At 60.0% G+C, this 15,879-nt stretch carries 16 protein-coding genes; 10 read left to right on the forward strand and 6 right to left on the reverse strand.

Features of this window, described 5'->3' with window-relative positions; all coding sequences use genetic code 11:
- Nucleotides 1-94: 94 nt before the first annotated feature.
- Both astE and AACS24_RS22030 read left to right on the forward strand, forming a co-directional pair.
- The gene (astE, locus tag AACS24_RS20800; protein ID WP_108571864.1) at nt 95-1,120 is read left to right on the forward strand and encodes a succinylglutamate desuccinylase; all 1,026 of its coding nucleotides are present in this window, start codon (nt 95-97) and stop codon (nt 1,118-1,120) included.
- Between the two features lie 163 nt (nt 1,121-1,283).
- Nucleotides 1,284-1,406, forward strand: a complete 123-nt coding sequence (locus AACS24_RS22030; RefSeq protein WP_258223011.1) for a hypothetical protein — start codon at nt 1,284-1,286, stop codon at nt 1,404-1,406.
- 92 nt (nt 1,407-1,498) lie between these two features.
- On the opposite strand, the gene AACS24_RS20805 is transcribed toward AACS24_RS22030, so the two are convergent.
- Nucleotides 1,499-3,049, reverse strand: coding sequence for a lytic transglycosylase (locus AACS24_RS20805; RefSeq protein ID WP_108571865.1), 1,551 nt, complete (start codon nt 3,047-3,049; stop codon nt 1,499-1,501).
- A gap of 70 nt (nt 3,050-3,119) precedes the next feature.
- A complete protein-coding gene (gene gloB / locus AACS24_RS20810; RefSeq protein ID WP_041208658.1) occupies nt 3,120-3,884 on the reverse strand; it encodes a hydroxyacylglutathione hydrolase in 765 nt (254 codons plus the stop codon).
- A 72-nt stretch (nt 3,885-3,956) separates the two neighbouring features.
- Here gloB and AACS24_RS20815 point away from each other — a divergent pair, with 72 nt between their 5' ends.
- Nucleotides 3,957-4,679: a methyltransferase domain-containing protein gene (locus AACS24_RS20815; protein WP_181364255.1), complete on the forward strand. Its 723-nt coding sequence runs from the start codon at nt 3,957-3,959 to the stop codon at nt 4,677-4,679.
- Here the strand turns inward: AACS24_RS20815 and rnhA are convergent.
- On the reverse strand, nt 4,667-5,131 hold the full coding sequence (rnhA, locus tag AACS24_RS20820) for a ribonuclease HI (protein WP_033114259.1): 465 nt from the start codon (nt 5,129-5,131) through the stop codon (nt 4,667-4,669). The two genes, AACS24_RS20815 and rnhA, sit on opposite strands and share 13 nt — an antisense overlap.
- 52 nt (nt 5,132-5,183) lie before the next feature.
- On the opposite strand from rnhA, the gene dnaQ reads away from it, so the two are divergent.
- Nucleotides 5,184-5,918 (forward strand): DNA polymerase III subunit epsilon, encoded by a 735-nt coding sequence (gene dnaQ, locus AACS24_RS20825; RefSeq protein ID WP_108571867.1) that lies wholly within the window; start codon nt 5,184-5,186, stop codon nt 5,916-5,918.
- Nucleotides 5,915-7,180 carry a TIGR03503 family protein gene (locus tag AACS24_RS20830; RefSeq protein WP_108571868.1) on the forward strand — a complete coding sequence of 422 codons (1,266 nt, stop codon included), beginning with the start codon at nt 5,915-5,917 and terminating at the stop codon, nt 7,178-7,180. The genes dnaQ and AACS24_RS20830 overlap by 4 nt, the downstream gene beginning before the upstream one ends.
- Nucleotides 7,181-7,260: 80 nt before the next feature.
- Here the strand turns inward: AACS24_RS20830 and AACS24_RS20835 are convergent, their stop codons facing one another.
- Complete coding sequence (locus tag AACS24_RS20835) at nt 7,261-8,778, reverse strand: HD domain-containing phosphohydrolase (protein ID WP_108571869.1); 1,518 nt, start codon at nt 8,776-8,778, stop codon at nt 7,261-7,263.
- 322 nt (nt 8,779-9,100) lie between these two features.
- Between AACS24_RS20835 and AACS24_RS20840 the strand changes: the two genes are divergently transcribed.
- From AACS24_RS20840 to AACS24_RS20860, 5 genes are all read left to right on the forward strand, one after another.
- Nucleotides 9,101-9,904: a siderophore-interacting protein gene (locus AACS24_RS20840; protein ID WP_108571870.1), complete on the forward strand. Its 804-nt coding sequence runs from the start codon at nt 9,101-9,103 to the stop codon at nt 9,902-9,904.
- 175 nt (nt 9,905-10,079) lie between these two features.
- Nucleotides 10,080-11,096, forward strand: a complete 1,017-nt coding sequence (locus AACS24_RS20845) for a FecCD family ABC transporter permease (protein WP_108571871.1) — start codon at nt 10,080-10,082, stop codon at nt 11,094-11,096.
- A 7-nt stretch (nt 11,097-11,103) separates the two neighbouring features.
- Entirely contained in the window at nt 11,104-12,141 is a 1,038-nt protein-coding gene (locus AACS24_RS20850) for a FecCD family ABC transporter permease (RefSeq protein ID WP_108571872.1), read from the forward strand.
- Nucleotides 12,141-12,944, forward strand: coding sequence for an ABC transporter ATP-binding protein (locus AACS24_RS20855; RefSeq protein WP_108571873.1), 804 nt, complete (start codon nt 12,141-12,143; stop codon nt 12,942-12,944). The genes AACS24_RS20850 and AACS24_RS20855 overlap by 1 nt, the downstream gene beginning before the upstream one ends.
- An 85-nt stretch (nt 12,945-13,029) precedes the next feature.
- Entirely contained in the window at nt 13,030-13,947 is a 918-nt protein-coding gene (locus AACS24_RS20860) for an ABC transporter substrate-binding protein (RefSeq protein ID WP_108571874.1), read from the forward strand.
- A 91-nt stretch (nt 13,948-14,038) separates the two neighbouring features.
- On the opposite strand, the gene AACS24_RS20865 is transcribed toward AACS24_RS20860, so the two are convergent.
- Nucleotides 14,039-14,401, reverse strand: coding sequence for a copper-binding protein (locus tag AACS24_RS20865; RefSeq protein ID WP_108571875.1), 363 nt, complete (start codon nt 14,399-14,401; stop codon nt 14,039-14,041).
- A gap of 42 nt (nt 14,402-14,443) precedes the next feature.
- Nucleotides 14,444-15,879 (reverse strand): efflux RND transporter permease subunit (locus tag AACS24_RS22035; RefSeq protein ID WP_258223012.1); only part of this gene is annotated, 1,436 nt, incomplete at its 5' end.

The raw sequence follows: 15,879 nt of genomic DNA on the forward strand, positions 1-15,879 counted from the left end.
CGTTAATGTTTGAATTTGTTTAAAAATCGGTTTTAAGCCGCAACGCCTTGCGTATAATCCGGCCATAGTATTCCAGCGCAAGAGGGTGAGACGGATGATTCCCCAGCACGATTTTTTGGCCATGACCCGCAGCCATGAGTGGCAGCTCGATCCCTTTGATTTTGCGCTGCCGGATGGCACGCAGGTCAGTATCTGGGATACCGGTGTCATCTGTCTGGAGCCTGCCAGCGGAGCGGGCGGCCAGCCCGGAGGGCGCAAGGATATCGTCCTCTCCTGTGGTATTCACGGCAACGAGACCGCCCCCATCGAGATCTGCAACCAGCTGCTGAGCCGTCTGCTCTCAGGCGAGCTGAGCGCCCGCCATCGGGTGCTGTTCCTGTTTGGCAATCCGGCGGCGATGAATCTGGGATTGCGGGAGGTGGAGGAGAACATGAACCGGCTCTTCTCCGGTGCTCACAGCAAGGGGGAGGGGCTCTGTAATCGGGAGCGGATCCGCGCCATGCGCCTTGAGCAGTATGTGAGCCGCTTCTTTGCCGATCCGGCACGTCCTCGCTACCACTACGATCTGCACACCGCCATTCGCGGCTCGCGCCACGAGAAGTTTGCCGTCTATCCCTTCCCCCACGAGCGGCCCCACTGCCGCGAGCAGGTGCAGTTCCTCGGCGCCTGCGGGGTGCGCACCATACTGCTCTCCGCCAGCCCGACCACCACCTTCAGCTATTACAGCTCGCGCCAGCACGGCGCCCACGCCTTCACGGTGGAGCTGGGCAAGGTGCGGCCATTTGGCGAGAACGACATGACCCGCTTTATCGAAACCCGGCAGGCGCTGCAGGAGTTGGTCAGCCAAGATGAGGTGGCGCTCGAACCCTGGCGGGCGGATGATTTCACCCTGTTTGCCATCGATCGGGTGATCACCAAAAAATCGGAGCAGTTTCGCTTTCTGTTTGCCAGCGATGTCGACAATTTCACCGAGTTCCCGCAAGGGTTCGTGCTGGCCGAGGATGGCGAGCTGCGCTACACCGTCGAGCAGCCGCGCGAGGCGGTGGTCTTCCCCAATGCCAACGTGGCGATTGGCCAGCGCACCGTGCTGCTGGTGGTGCCGACCCGGCTCTGGGAATAAGCCATGCAATAGCCCCTTGGTTGCGGGCGTGAATCGTATGTGGCTGATCGGACGGAGGGTGTTTCCCGCTCTCTTTAGGCCAGGTTGGTCATGTTAAGGGGTTGGCGAAGCGGTATAAGCAAAAGTTGGGGCATTTGGGGAAATACCATAAATCCAGCTTATAGTGACCAGCCTGCTCTCCGGGATGGCCACAGAACATGCCAGCAAGGCGCTCAAGGGGTTGGCCGATCTGATGGATATGGTGGTGGCTGCGGTTGGCCAGTGCTGTCCGGCCCTATCAGGATGAAGAGCGCGAACTGTGTTATGGCGAGTAAAGGGGATTAAAAAACGGAGCCAGTCATCTGACTGGCTCCGTTTTTTAATGGCGTTGGCGGGGGATCAGCTGTTGTTCTTCACAAACAGGGTGATCTCTTGGCCCGGCTTCAGGTAGTCCCCTTTGTCGAGCTGGTTCCAGCGCATCACATCGTTGATGGCGACCTGGAAGCGCGCGGCGATGGAGGAGATGGAGTCACCACGGCGAACCTGATAGACCATCGACTTGTCGCTCTTCTTCCCCTGCTTGGGATAGACCACCAGCTTCATGCCGGGTTTCAGGGCCGACTTGGCGTTCAAACCGTTCCACTTGGCGAGCTCCTCGTGGGAGACGCCGTGCGCCTGGCTGATGCTCCACAGGTTGTCACCTGAGCGCACCTTGTAGCTCACCTTGCCTTTCTGGCTGCTGCCACGGCTGGCCAGCTGTTGCGGGGCGGCACTTGCCTTGCTGCTGACAGTATGGCCGCTGGTCGGAATCACCAGACGCTGACCGCGACGCAGGCTGTTGCCACGCAGATTGTTGGCCAGTTTCAGCTCGCTCACGCTGACGCCGTGATTCTGGGCGATGCGTGACAGGGTGTCGCCACTGGTGACCTGATAGGAGCGGGTACGGATACGCTCGCTCTTGGGCAGATCGGCCAGTGCCAGCTCCAGGGTATCGGCATATTCAACCGGTACCAGCAGGCGGTAGGGGCCGCGCGGTGACATCACGCCACGGCTCAGGGCAGGGTTGACCTCCTTGAGCTGCGAGGTGCGTACACCGGCCAGCTGGGCCGCCACGTTCAGATCGATCTGGCTGCCGGTTTCCACCACCCGCAGCTTCGGCTCGTTGGCGAGCACCGGCAGCTGGACGTTGTACTGGTCCGCATTGCTGATCATGTCAGCCATGGCCAGGATCTTTGGCACATACATCTGGGTTTCGCGCGGCAGATCGAGCGACCAGTAGTCGGTCGGCTTGCCGGCACGCTGGTTGCGCTGGATGGCGTTGCGAACCCGTCCTTCACCGGCATTGTAGGCGGCCAGCGTTTGCAGCCAGTCACCATCAAAGAAGCGGTTCAGGTACTCCAGATAGTCGAGCGCCGCATTGGTAGAGGCCAGCACATCGCGCCGTCCGTCATACCAGTTGTCGTGGCGCAGACCGAAGTTCTTGCCGGTGGCGGGCACAAACTGCCACAAACCGACGGCATTGCTGCGGGATCGGGCATGAGGATCAAACATGCTCTCGATCATCGGGACAGTAATAAGCTCCATTGGCAGCTCACGCCGTTCAATCTCCTCTACCATCAGATAGAGGTAGGGTTCAGCCCGGCTGGCAATGGTCGCCAGATGCTTATCATTGCGCAACAGCCACTCACGTTGTTGGCGGATGCGCGCATTGTCCGGAGTTTCCAGTTGCATATCATCGCTGATACGCACCCACAGATTGTCCGTATCTTCCATTTCGTCCAGCTGTTCATCGCCAAACAGAAATCGTGAAGAGTGTTTTTTATGCGCTTTTTTGTTGACCTGGGGGGACTTGATCGGCTCGATTGCCGTTAGCGCCCGGTCATCCTGATGGCTCAGGTTTTGGCAGCCGCTGAGCAACAGCGCTGCCAATAAGGCCGTTCGTACCTTCATCTCGTTCCGGTCATTTTTAAGAAAAACAGCTCGCATCATAAGGGGCAATCCCCCCCTGATCAAGGTTTGTTCAAAAAACATCCTTCCATTGGCGCAGGATCGTGAAGGTATCTACCGGATTTTCCACGCATTTTAGCCCCTGCTTTTCAGCAGAAAATTTCACTGAATCGAGCTCGCAGCGCAGAAAAACATTAAACCTGCGCTCATCCCCCAGTCGGCTGGGCAGGCTTGGCAGCCCCTGTTGGCGCAGTTTGCTGATCAGCCCGATCTGATCACGGATCGCCGGGTTGTCCGGCTCGACCGCATAGGCGAAGCGCAGGTTTGACAGAGTGTATTCGTGGGCACAATAGATGAGGGTGTCATCGGGCAGGGCGGCGAGCCGTTGCAACGAGTGATACATCTGCTCCGGCGTCCCTTCAAAGAGGCGACCACAACCGGCCGAGAAGAGGGTGTCACCGCAAAAGAGCATACCGTTGCCATGGTAGGCGATATGGCCGCGGGTATGGCCGGGTACATGGATCACCTCAAGGGCAAGACCGTGCCAGTTGATCTGATCGCCATCTTCCAGCCACTGGCCATGGTGGGCTGGCATGGGGTCAAGTTTGGGGCCATATAGCCGGGCATGGGGGAACTGTTCGAGCAGTTCGCCAACCCCGCCCACATGGTCGTGATGATGGTGGGTCAGGAGGATGGCATCAAGCACCAGCCCCAGCGCCGCGAGCCGCTCCAGCACGGGGGCCGCTTCGCCCGGGTCGACAACCAGACAGTGATTTTCGTGTCTAATCAACCAGATGTAGTTGTCATTAAAGGCAGGAACTGTGATCACTGGATACATGAGTCTGCTTCTCTTTAGGGAGGGTATCTTATATAACAGGATGGCGTTCGAAACCGCGAGTTGAGCCCTATTATGCAGGTGGCACGTACCGAACAACAAATCGAGATCCCGACCAGCTGGTCCGCGTTGCCTATGGGGGACTGGGTTGCCGCCGAGATCCAGGAGCGGCTCGACAGCTGGTGTCCCAACCTGTTTGGCTATCATTTGCTCAAGATTGGCGCCCTGAGCGCCGAACTCTCCTGCAAACGCTCATCCATTCGCCATCAGGTCGGCGTCGCCTCCGAGGGGCGGCTGCTCGACATGTATGGCGATCCTATGGCATTGCCGGTGCGTACCGGCAGTGTCGATGCCTGCCTGCTGGCCCACTGTCTCGATTTCTCTGCCGATCCCCATCAGGTGTTGCGCGAAGCCGAAAGGGTGCTGACCGACGATGGCTGGCTGATTATCAGTGGCTACAACCCCATGAGTCTGGTGGGCATAGGCCACTGCATCCCTTTTTTGCGGCGCAAGGTGCCCTGGTCGGCGCGGATGTTTACCCCCGGGCGAGTCACCGACTGGCTCCATCTGCTGGGGTGCGAGGTGATGTTTGATGAGCGCTTCGGTTACTCGTTTATGGGCAAACAGAGCTGGCACAGCTGGTGGCAGGAGAGTGTTGGGCGGGACTACTGCCGGGCGTTTGCTTCTGTCTATGTGATTGCCGCCCGTAAACGGCGCTTTCCGCTGATCCCGGTGCGCCGCCGCTGGCAGCTGCCAAAATCCCTCGCCACACCGGGCATGGCCCGTCAGGGCTGGTAGCCGGTATCCTCGGCCAGATCCTTGCCGCAGGCCGCCTCGCGGGCCAGCTCGTCACAGCGTTCGTTTTCCGGATGGCCCGAGTGCCCTTTGACCCAGAGCCACTCGATCTGGTGACGGCTCACTTCCGCATCCAGCTCTTTCCAGAGATCGACGTTTTTGACCGGCTGGCGGTTGGCAGTCATCCACCCCTTCTTCTTCCAGCCGATGATCCACTGAGTGATCCCCTGGCGCACATACTGGCTGTCAGTGGTAAGGCGAACCTGGCAGGATTCGTTGAGGGTGCGCAGGCCCATAATGGCGGCCATCAGCTCCATCCGGTTGTTGGTGGTGAGGCGAAAGCCGGCCGCAATCTCCTTGCGGTGCTTGCCATAGACCATCACGGCGCCATAACCGCCCGGGCCCGGGTTGCCGAGGCAGGAACCATCCGTATACAAATCAATCTGTTTTAACATGAGGCTTGGGGTAAACTAGCGAGTAAAGCCGAAGTTTGACATAGATTGGATCATGAACACACCCCAACTGAATCGCCAGATCATTCTGGATACTGAAACCACGGGTATGAATACCAGTGGCGGCCCAGTTTACCTTGGCCATCGCATTATCGAAATCGGCTGTGTGGAGGTGATCAACCGCAAGCTCACCGGTAACCACTACCACGTCTATATCAAGCCGGATCGGCTGGTGGACCCGGAAGCTATCCAGGTTCACGGGATTACCGACGAGTTCCTGCGCGACAAACCCTCTTTTAGCCAGATTGCCGACGAGTTCCTCGACTTTATCCGGGGCGCCGAGCTGATCGCCCATAACGCACCGTTTGACGTGAGCTTCATGGACTACGAGTTCAGCAAGCTCGGGCTCAACTTCAAGACCGCGGATATCTGCTCCATCACCGATACCCTGGCGATGGCGCGGGATCTCTTCCCGGGCAAGCGCAACAACCTGGATGTGCTCTGCGATCGTTACGGCATCGACAACTCGCACCGGACCCTGCACGGGGCTTTGCTCGATGCGGAGATCCTGGCTGATGTCTATCTGCTGATGACCGGCGGCCAGACCAAACTCAATCTGGCTACCGAAAGCAGTGAAAACGAGAGCAATCAGGACACCAGTATCCGCCGGCTGGAGAGCAACCGACCGGCGCTCAAGGTGATCAGAGCGGGTGAAGAGGTGCAGGCGCTGCACGAGGCAAGACTGGATCTGGTGCAGAAGAAGGGAGGGAGTTGTCTGTGGCGGCAATGAGCAAGTGGCTGGCCTCTTTTCTATTGCTGGGGTCGCTCGGCGCTTCGGCGACCGAGGTATTTGCCCCTTCCGATATTCCGCTGCTGGATAACCGCTTTCGTATCGATTACGGGGTGAAGGAGATCACCTTCATCATCAAGCGCAAGCCGGGCACCCCCTCGGTGATCCTGGTGCGCCCCGATGGCAGCAAGCTCTACGTGGGCAAAGTCAAGCCGGATGATGTGGGCTGGCTGGCGCTACCGGAGCATGATCTCATTACCCTGCGCAATCCCATGCCGGGCCCGTGGCAGGCAATTGGCGAGGTGGATCCTGACAACCGGGTGCGGATCCTCTCCGATATCCGGATGGACATCGCCGCCTTGCCGATGCAGCTCTATCAGGGAGAGGTGGTCAAGCTCAAGGCGTGGCTCTCGATCGATGGCCAGCCTCCCAAGGACAAGTACTACCTCTCCGATCTGGGGATGAGGGTCAAACTGCAATCCTTCAGCGACCCTGGCAAGCAGAATACGGTGCTCGATCAGGAGATTGGCCACTACCTTGACGACGGCAAGGGGCTTGATGAGGTGCCGGGTGATGGCATCATGACGGCAGAGGCGATCCTGCAGGATATTCCTGCGGGCAAATATCGCGCCATGTTCAGTACCGGCAATCAGGTGTTTGTCCGGGCCCGCTATCAGGATGTGCTGCTTTATCCTTATCCATTTACCTACAACCTGGCGCCTCCCTCCGAAGAGCTGGGGGCCAAGTTGTCACTACTGGTCGACCGTGATGAGCTGGATCCTGCCTCTGTGGCGCTCAAGGGCACAGTCACCAGCAAGACTGGAGGCTACTACTCGTTTAGCGAAGTGGCGACGGCGCCCAAACTGGATGTCGATTTTTCCGTCATCAAGGAGCCTGGACAATATCAGGTAGAGGCCGCGCTCTACGGTACCACCCGCCTTGGCCGTGAAGTGAGGATCGCTATGCCGGTGAAAACCTTCAATGTCTTCCCGCCGGCGCCTCCACCTCCGCCGCCGGTCTCTGCTGCCGAGCCAACCTCCAGCGCCAAAGCGACCGAGAAAGCGGAAGAGAAGGGGGGTATGGGCTGGTTGATCTGGGCGCTGGCCGGTGGTGGCGGGCTATTGGTTATTCTGGGCGGGGTCGGGTTTATCATCCTGCAAAAACGCAAGGCGTTGAAACGTGCCTTGGCAGCAGCTCAAGCAGAAAGCCAGCAAGCAGAACAACCAGCCGCCAAGCTGGATCTCAACTTGCCAGAGCAATAACGGCAAGTTCAAACAATAAAAAACCGCCCTTTGGGCGGTTTTTTATTGTGCATTTTCGAATGTCAGTTGGGAAAGAAGGGCTAGTGTTCGCCGATATAGACATCCTTGTTCTGCTCGCGGATTTCGAGGAACTTGTCGAGATTGGCCATCATCAGCTCGACCAGCTGGGGATCGAAGTGTTGTCCCTTCTCCTCTTCGATGAGATCCAGCACCTTTTCCAGTGGCCATGCCTTCTTGTAGCAGCGATCAGAGCCCAGCGCATCGAACACATCGGCCAGCGCCACGATACGTCCCTCCAGCGGGATATCTGCCCCTTTCAAGCCACGTGGATAGCCGCTGCCATTCCACTTTTCATGATGATTGCCCGCTATGGTGGCGCCGATCTGGAACAGCGCCAAGTCGCTGCCGGAGAGCATGTCCTGTCCCAGTTGCGCATGGGTTTTCATGATCTCCCACTCTTCCGGGGTCAGCTTGCCCGGCTTGTGCAAGATGGCATCAGGGATGCCGACCTTGCCGATATCGTGCAGCGGTGAAGCGCGTTTTATCAGCTCGCTCTGCTCTTCGCTCATCCCGAGCAGATGGCAGAACTGCTCGGTATAGAGCGCAACACGTTTGACATGCAGCCCCGACTCTTTGGAGCGGGTTTCGACCAGCTCACCGATGCGGTAGATGATCTCGCGCTGATTGTCGGCGATCACTTCGTTGAGACGGATGTTCTCCAGCGCCACTATGATGTTTTCGGTAAAGAGAGTGAGCAGGCTGGTATCGATCTGGCTGAGCTGGCGCGTTGTCTCTATATGGAACAACAGGTGGTGGCGAGGGTTCTGGCAGTAGAGCACCATCTGGTTGGTGCTGTAGACATTGCTGCCCTGTGCCATCGCCTGGCGCAGGATCTCGGGAGCGTCTGTCAGCCGCATCGCCGCATGGCCCGGCAGCAGGGGCTCAAGCAGCTGATCCTTCACCTCGTAGGTGTATTGCTTTACGTCGTAGATCTGGGTCTCACCCAGATGGAGCAGGGCGCTCAGCTGCTCCTGTGCCCCCTCGACAAACTGGCGCAGTGCCCGTTTCTCAAAGATCCCTTTAGAGGCTTCGATAACTTTCTCGAGCCCCTGCCGGTTGCTCTCCAGAGTGCGGATATCTCTATATGAACGCAGACTGGCACGCAGCAGGGTTCGCAGCTTCTGTGAGGTAAGCTCGGTCTTGTCCTTGTAGTCGTTGATGTCGTAGTTGGTGACAACGTCATCTTCAGGTGCCTGACCGGGCTGGCCGGTTCTGAGCACGATACGAACCATCTTGTTTTGCAGGTCTTCGCGGACGTATTTGACGACGTCGAGACCGGCATGGTCGACTTCCATCACCACATCCAGCAGCAGCAGGGCGACATCCGGCGTAGTCGCCAGCAGCTCCTTGGCTTGTGCTGCGGAATAGGCGTGCAGAAAGTCGATGGGGCGATTGTCAAACTCGAACTTGTTCAGGGTGATCTTGGTGATGCGATGAACCTCGGGTTCATCGTCAACGATCATCACTTTCCAGCCCGCTTGCTGCACATCGGTGAGAGCAAGATCGTCGTCATCAATAATCAGGATTTCGTCATCCATCATACAATCCTGTTTGGCATCCTGTGCTTACATTAACTGCTCAACTAAGGATAGGAAACTTATTGAGAAATAAAATTTGATCTCGCAAAACTATGGTCGAAATAAGCAAATGGAACCCTTTGGCCAATCCAGGTGAGGTGCGGGCTTTCCGTTGTGAATCAAGGTGTCCCAATGCACCACCTTGTGTCCATCGCCCGGTTGAGCCGCAAGAGGGAAAAAGCCAATCCGGTTCGTGTTAAGGGTAAAGGCGAGAATAGATCTCATTTGATAATTATTCCTATTTAAGGGTAGCATGCAGACTGATTCGAAGAGGAGTTTATCCGTGACCCAGAGCCTGCCTCCCAATCGCCCCCGTCCGGTGACGGTCAAGCGAGTGCAACAATTTACCCCTCATCTGCGGCGCATCACCTTTGGCGGCAATGAACTGGCCGATTATCCCTTTACCTGCGGCGGCGCCCATATCAAGGTGATGCTGGCCCAGCCTCATCAGGGCGAACCCGTCATGCCTGCCATGACGGCGGGCGGCCCGCGCTGGAGCAATCCGGCGGACAAGCCGGTCATCCGCACCTACACCATCCGTGCATTTCGCCGTGATGAGCTGGAGCTCGATATCGACTTTGTTCTTCATGGCGATAGCGGGCCAGCCAGTATCTTTGCTACCCACGCCAAACCGGGGGATAAGGTGATCCTGTCCGGGCCGGGTGGCCCCAACCCCATGCTGCAACCGGCAGAGCACTACTGTCTGGTGGGCGATCTCACCGCCTTGCCAGCCATCATGGCGATGTGCGAAGTGATGCCTGCCGATGCCAGCGGGGAGATTGCCATCCTGGTGCCGGATCAGGCGGATGCTCAGCCGCTGACACTGCCGGTCGGCGTACGCTGTCACTGGTTTGTGGGAGAGCCTGCAACCAGCGGCATTCTGGAGCATGTGCAGGCCTTGCCTCTCTCTCGGGATGGCGGTTTCTTCTGGCTAGGCGGGGAGGAGGCGCTGGTGCTGCCGCTGCGTCGCCATTGCCGCGCCATGCTCGACGTGGAGCGTCAGTCGCTCTATGCGGTGCCGTACTGGCGCCGGGGCAAGAGTGAAGAGGCCTATCATCAGACCCGCCATGATGTGATGGATAGCTGAGCAGAAGAGATCCCGTCACACATCAAACTTGCAAATAAAAATGATTTGCATTTAGTATTGCGCCGTCCGGGTATTCGTCCGGGCGGCGTTTTTATTTCCGTTGACACAAGAACGCCCTGTTTTCACGTCGGTTTGGCTGCATGTTGTCAGACCCCAACGCAAGGAGTCGTAAAGGGTGGTTAAGTACCAGACCCATCTGTTCTGGCTGGCATTGCTCCTTCTCTGCACGCTGTTTTGCCTCTCGCTGGCTACCGGTGCCGGCGTCTATGGTGCCCGCGAGGTGTTCGGGTATCTGACGCACAATCCCCTGTGGGTTAATGACGAGAAGCTCGCCATGGTGCTCAATACCTTGCGACTGCCGCGCACCCTCTGTGCCATGGTGGTCGGCGGCTCTTTGTCTCTGGCTGCCTCCTTGTTGCAGAGCGCGACCCGCAACCCGTTGGCGGAACCCGGCTTGCTCGGAGTCAACGCCGGGGCCGTCTTTGCGCTGGTGGTGGGGCTCACCTGGTTCGGGGTGGAGTCCGCCTATGGCTATCTGCTCTGGGCCGGACTCGGCGCGCTGCTTGGCAACGTGATTGTGTTGGGGCTCGGCATGATGATTGGTCGCTCCAACCCCCTCAAGCTCATTTTGGTCGGGGTGGCGCTCTCCGCCACCTTCGGTGGTCTCTCCAGCTTTCTGCTGCTCTCCAACAAGATGGTGCTGGAGCAGTACCGCTTCTGGAACCTCGGCTCCCTGTCGGCGGCCAATCTCGATGCCATCGTCGCTGTTCTGCCCTTCGTGCTGGCAGCGTTTGTCATCACCTTGCTGCTTTGTCGCCAGCTGACCCTGATGCAGATGGGGGACAGTCAGGCCCAGGCGCTGGGGCTCCGCCCAAACCGGGTGCGGATTGGCGTGCTGCTGGCCGCCACCCTGTTTACCGCCAGTGCCATCGCCATCGCCGGCCCCATCGGTTTTGTCGGCTTTCTGGCTGCCTACTGTGGCCGACTGGTGGAACCGGTAAAGCTGTCGGTGCAGGTCTGTTTCTCCGCCCTGTTCGGCATGCTGTTTCTGCTGTTGGCCGACATTCTGGCGCGCTGGCTGATCCAGCCGTTCGAGCTGCCCAACGGGGTCATTCTGGCCCTGATCGGTGCACCTGTGCTGATCGCCATTGTTCATCGCGGGGGCTTTCGTACCCTGCTGACCGTCAAGTGAGGGGCTGATGCGTACACCTACCGATATGCTCTGCCTGCGGGCCGGCAACCGCTCTTTGCTGATCCATCTGCCCAGCTGGCGCTGGCTGGCTCTGCTGGTCATGGCGCTGCTGGCGCTTGCTCTGCTGGCCCTGAGCGTTGGCAGCGGCAAGCTCGGCTTTGCCGGGGTGGTCAACACCCTGCTGGGGGAGGGGACCCGGCTTGAGCAGCTCACCCTGTTCAAGATCCGGCTGCCACGCATCCTTGGGGTCGTGGTGGCGGGGGCCGCCATGGGGCTCTCCGGTTGTCTGGTGCAGACTTTGGTGCGCAACCGGCTGGCTACACCCGACATGGTGGGGGTCAACAACGGGGCCTCTCTGGCCATCATCGTCTTCTCCCTCTACCTGACAGTGGGCAGCTGGCCCTGGTGGGCGGCCCCCATCGGCGCCATCTTCGCGGCGCTGGTGCTCTATGCCCTCTGCCGCAAACCGGGTGAGCAGGGCTATCTGTTCGTTGTGATCGGTATCGGCCTCTCCGAACTGTTCGAGGCGCTCGGCCAGTTTGTGATGTCCACCCAGGCCTTGCTGCATTTGAGCTCCCTCTATCTGTGGAACATGGGCAGCTTTATCGCCGTGGGGTACAGCACCATCACCCCCATTGCCATCCTGTTGCTGCTGCTCTGCCCGTGGATCGTCTATCTCTCCCGCTCGCTGGCGGTGCTTCGCTTTGGCCCCGAGATGGCCAGAGGGCTTGGCGTCAACGGCGATAGGGTGCAACTGGGCATTCTGGCGCAGGCCATTCTGGTGGCGGCACTCGGCACCGCCATCGGCGGCCCCGTGGTCTTTATCGCCATGGCGGCCCCTATTCTTGCCTCCTGGCTGGTGAAAGACCGGGTGGTGCCGCTCTGGCTGGCGGCACTCAGCGGCGCCTTGCTGCTGCTTGCCAGCGATACCTTGGTCCGGGTGCTGGCCAGCCCTCACGAGGTGGCGACCGGCATCATGACCCGCATTCTCGGCGGCCTGTTGCTGCTGTTTCTTCTCGTTAACAATCGCCAGAGGGCTGACTGATGACGCTCACCGTAAATCGCCTCCATTTCGCTTATCAGCAGACCCCCATCTTGCGGGATATCTCCTTCAGCGTGCCGAAGGGCAAGCTGGTGGGGATCGTCGGCCCCAACGGCTGCGGCAAATCGACCCTGCTCAAGCTGCTCTCCGGCCAGATGAAAGCCCAAAGCGGCGAGATCCTGCTCAAAGGCAAGCCACTTTCCAGCTACCCCATGAAGGGGTTGGCGCGGGAGCTCGCCTATCTGCCCCAGCGACCGACCCTGCCTGCCGGCATTCTGGTGGAGCAGCTGGTGCAGTATGGCCGCCATCCCCATCAGGGCTGGTTCAATCAGTGGAGTGATGAGGATGCCCGCATGGTGCGCAGCGCCTGCGAGCGGATGCAGCTTGAGGGGATCTGGCAGCAGAGCGCCGCATCTCTCTCCGGCGGGCAGGCGCAGCGGGCGTGGCTTGCGATGATCCTGGCGCAGGACAGCGACATGGTGCTGCTCGACGAGCCTACCAGCGCCCTCGATATCGGCCACCAGACCGAGGTGATGGAGGCTATCCACCGCATCACCGCCGAGGGCAAAACCGTGCTGCTGGTGATCCACGATCTGGCGATGGCGGCCCGCTACTGCGACGAGCTGATCGCCATCGGCAATGGCGAGATTGCCGCCATGGGCCCGGCCCGGGAGGTGGTGACCAAGTCTCTGATTGACCGGCTCTACCAGACCAGTGTCGACATTCTGCATGCCCCCGGTGACGGTGCGCCCATTATCGTGCCGCGCCGCCATGACCAAGTCAGCCAATGGCGGTCGGCCAGTTGAGATTGTGCGAAACCGGCATCGGCCCGTTTCGCGAACCTTCCCACCGCTGACTTGTATGCAAGCAGCACAACACAGGAGTGAGATGATGAAGCGTTTTGCCTCTCTGGCAGCAGCCATCCTGATACTGGCCGCCCCGCTGGTTCAGGCGCAGGAGATGCGTGAAGTGACCGATGCGTTTGGCCAACAGGTGCAGGTGCCGGTCAAGCCACTGCGAGTGGTGACCTTGAGCGAGTTCGATCTCGACAGCGCCCTGACCCTGGGGCTGACCCCCATCGGCGCCGTCAATGGCCGTGGCCAGCCCACCATGCCACGTTACCTGCTGGAGCAGGGGGTAAGCGATATCAAGGTGATCGGCGATCTCGACAGCCCCAATCTGGAGTCGCTGATTGCGCTGGAACCCGACCTTATCCTGACCGGCCAGACCCGTCCCGAGCTGCTGTCCCTGCTGAGTGAGATCGCGCCGACCGTGGTCACCGGCAAGTGGGGCGAGCCGTGGCAGGATATGTTCCGCCGCACCGCTCATACCCTCAACCGCGACAAGGAAGGGGAGGTCTTCCTCAAGAGTTATGAAGAGCGGCTGGCAGAGGCGCGCAGCAAGCTGGCCAAGCATCAGGGGGAGAGCATCAGCATAGTGCGCTGGAACCCGAAGGGGCCGAGCTTTATGTATCAGGGCACCTTTGCCAGCAGCGTGGTGGAGTCGATGGGGCTGGTACGCCCAAGCAAGCAGCAGGGTACCGGCGCCCCTCACTCGCCGCCCCTGAGTCTTGAGTCCCTCAATCTGCTGGATGCCGACTGGCTGGTGATCGGTACCCTCAGCGCCACCGGTGATGCGGTGGATGCCATGCGTCAGGCGGAGCAGACCCCGGCGTTCCAGCAGCTGCCAGTGATCAAGGCCAAGCGCTTTGGCGCCGTGGACGGGTCGCTCTGGACCTCCAGCGGCGGCCCGCAGGCGGCCCTCAAGGTGATTGAGGATGTGGAGCAGTTGCTGGCAACCCGCAGCTGAGTGCCACTGCACACTAGCGGTTAACCAATAGAAGAGGGAGGCTGATGCCTCCCTCTTTGCTTATCCGTGCAGCCCGGAGCGAGCCGGGCATTTACTGCGGTTGGATTTGGGTGATGGTGAGCTTGCCACCCGGGTTCTCGGCATGAAAGCGCACCGCATCCCCTACCTTCAGATCCTTGAGCAGGGCCGGATCAGCCACCCGAAACACCATGGTCATGGCGGGCATCTTGAGGTTGTCGATCGCCTCGTGCTTGATGCCGACCTTGCCGCTGGCCGCGTCGATGCGAGTGATGACCCCCTTGGTCATCATCATGTCGCCCATCTCGCTCATGCCCTCCATTTTCCCCATCTGGCTCATGTCGTGGCCCTGATGGTTCATCATCTCGGCGGCCTGCAGGCTGGTGTGGGTGGCAAGGCCGAGCAGCAATGTGATGGCAACTCTCTTGTAGTTCATGGTCTTTCCTCGTGATTGATACAAATGTGTTGTTTAGTCGGCCTACTTGCCAAGGCTGCGACTGCGCCACAGGTAGTAGGCCGCAGGCAGCACCAAGAGGGTCAGCACCAGCGCGCTCACCATGCCGCCGATCATGGGGGCGGCGATGCGCTGCATCACCTCGGAGCCGGTGCCGTGGCTCCACATGATGGGCAACAGACCGGCGATGATGGTCACTACCGTCATCATCTTGGGGCGCAGGCGCAGGGCGGCGCCGTGGATCACCGCCCGGTGCAGGCCCGCCTGGTCCGGCTTGCCTTGGGCCACCAGGTCATCCCAGGCGTGGTTGAGGTAGACCAGCATCAGGACGCCGGTCTCCACCGCCACCCCGGCCAAGGCGATAAAACCGACCCCGACCGCCACCGAGAGGTTGAAGTCGAGCAGCCAGAGGGTCCAGATCCCGCCCACCACCGCCAGCGGCAAAGTGGTGAGAATGAGCAGCACCTCCTGAACGCGACGAAACGCCAGATAGAGCAGCAGCACGATAATGGCGACCGTGAGCGGCACCACGTAGGCGAGGCGCGCCTTGGCCCGTTCCATGTACTCGTATTGGCCAGACCAGGTGAGGGCGTAGCCCGCCGGCAGCACCAGCTGCTTGCCCACTTCGGCCTTGGCCTCAGCCACAAAAGAGCCGATGTCGCGGCCGCGAATGTCGACGTAGACCCAGCCGTTGAGGCGCGCGTTTTCACTGCGCAGCATGGGTGCCTCGTCGCTGATGTAGACTCGGGCCACGTCCGCCAGCGCGATACGCGCCCCGCTCGGCGTCACCACCGGCAGCAGCTCCATGCTGGCTACCGAGTCGCGATAGCTCTGGGGGTAGCGCAGGTTGATGGGGTAGCGCTCGCGCCCCTCGATGGTTTGGCCCACCTCCATGCCGCCCACTGCGGTGGCGAGCACCGCCTGCACATCGGCGATGTTGAGGCCATAGCGGGCCGCTTTCAGCCGGTCGATATCCACCTTGACGTAGCGGCCGCCCGCCACCCGCTCGGCGTAGACCGATGAGGCGCCCTCTACCTTGCCGACGATCTGCTCAAGCTGTTGGCCGAGCTGCTGGATCACCTTGAGATCCGGCCCCGCAATCTTGATGCCGACTGGGGTCTTGATGCCGGTAGCCAGCATGTCGATGCGGGTCTTGATGGGGGGCACCCAGGCGTTGGTGAGGCCGGGGAAGCGGATGAGGGAGTCCAGCTCCTCTTTGAGCTTCTCCGGGGTCATGCCGGGGCGCCATTGGTCGCGAGGCTTGAGCTGGATGCTGGTCTCCATCATCACCAGATCGGCGGGGTCGGTGGCCGATTCGGCGCGCCCCGCCTTGCCGAACACGTTCTGCACCTCGGGCACGGTACGGATCAGCTTGTCGGTCTGCTGCAAAATCTCCCGCGCCTTGCCCACCGAGATATTGGCCGCGGTGGTGGGCATATACATGATGTCCCCTTCATCCA

Source organism: Aeromonas sp. HMWF016, assembly GCF_963878195.1.
In the GTDB taxonomy this organism is placed as follows: Bacteria; Pseudomonadota; Gammaproteobacteria; order Enterobacterales; family Aeromonadaceae; genus Aeromonas; species Aeromonas lacus.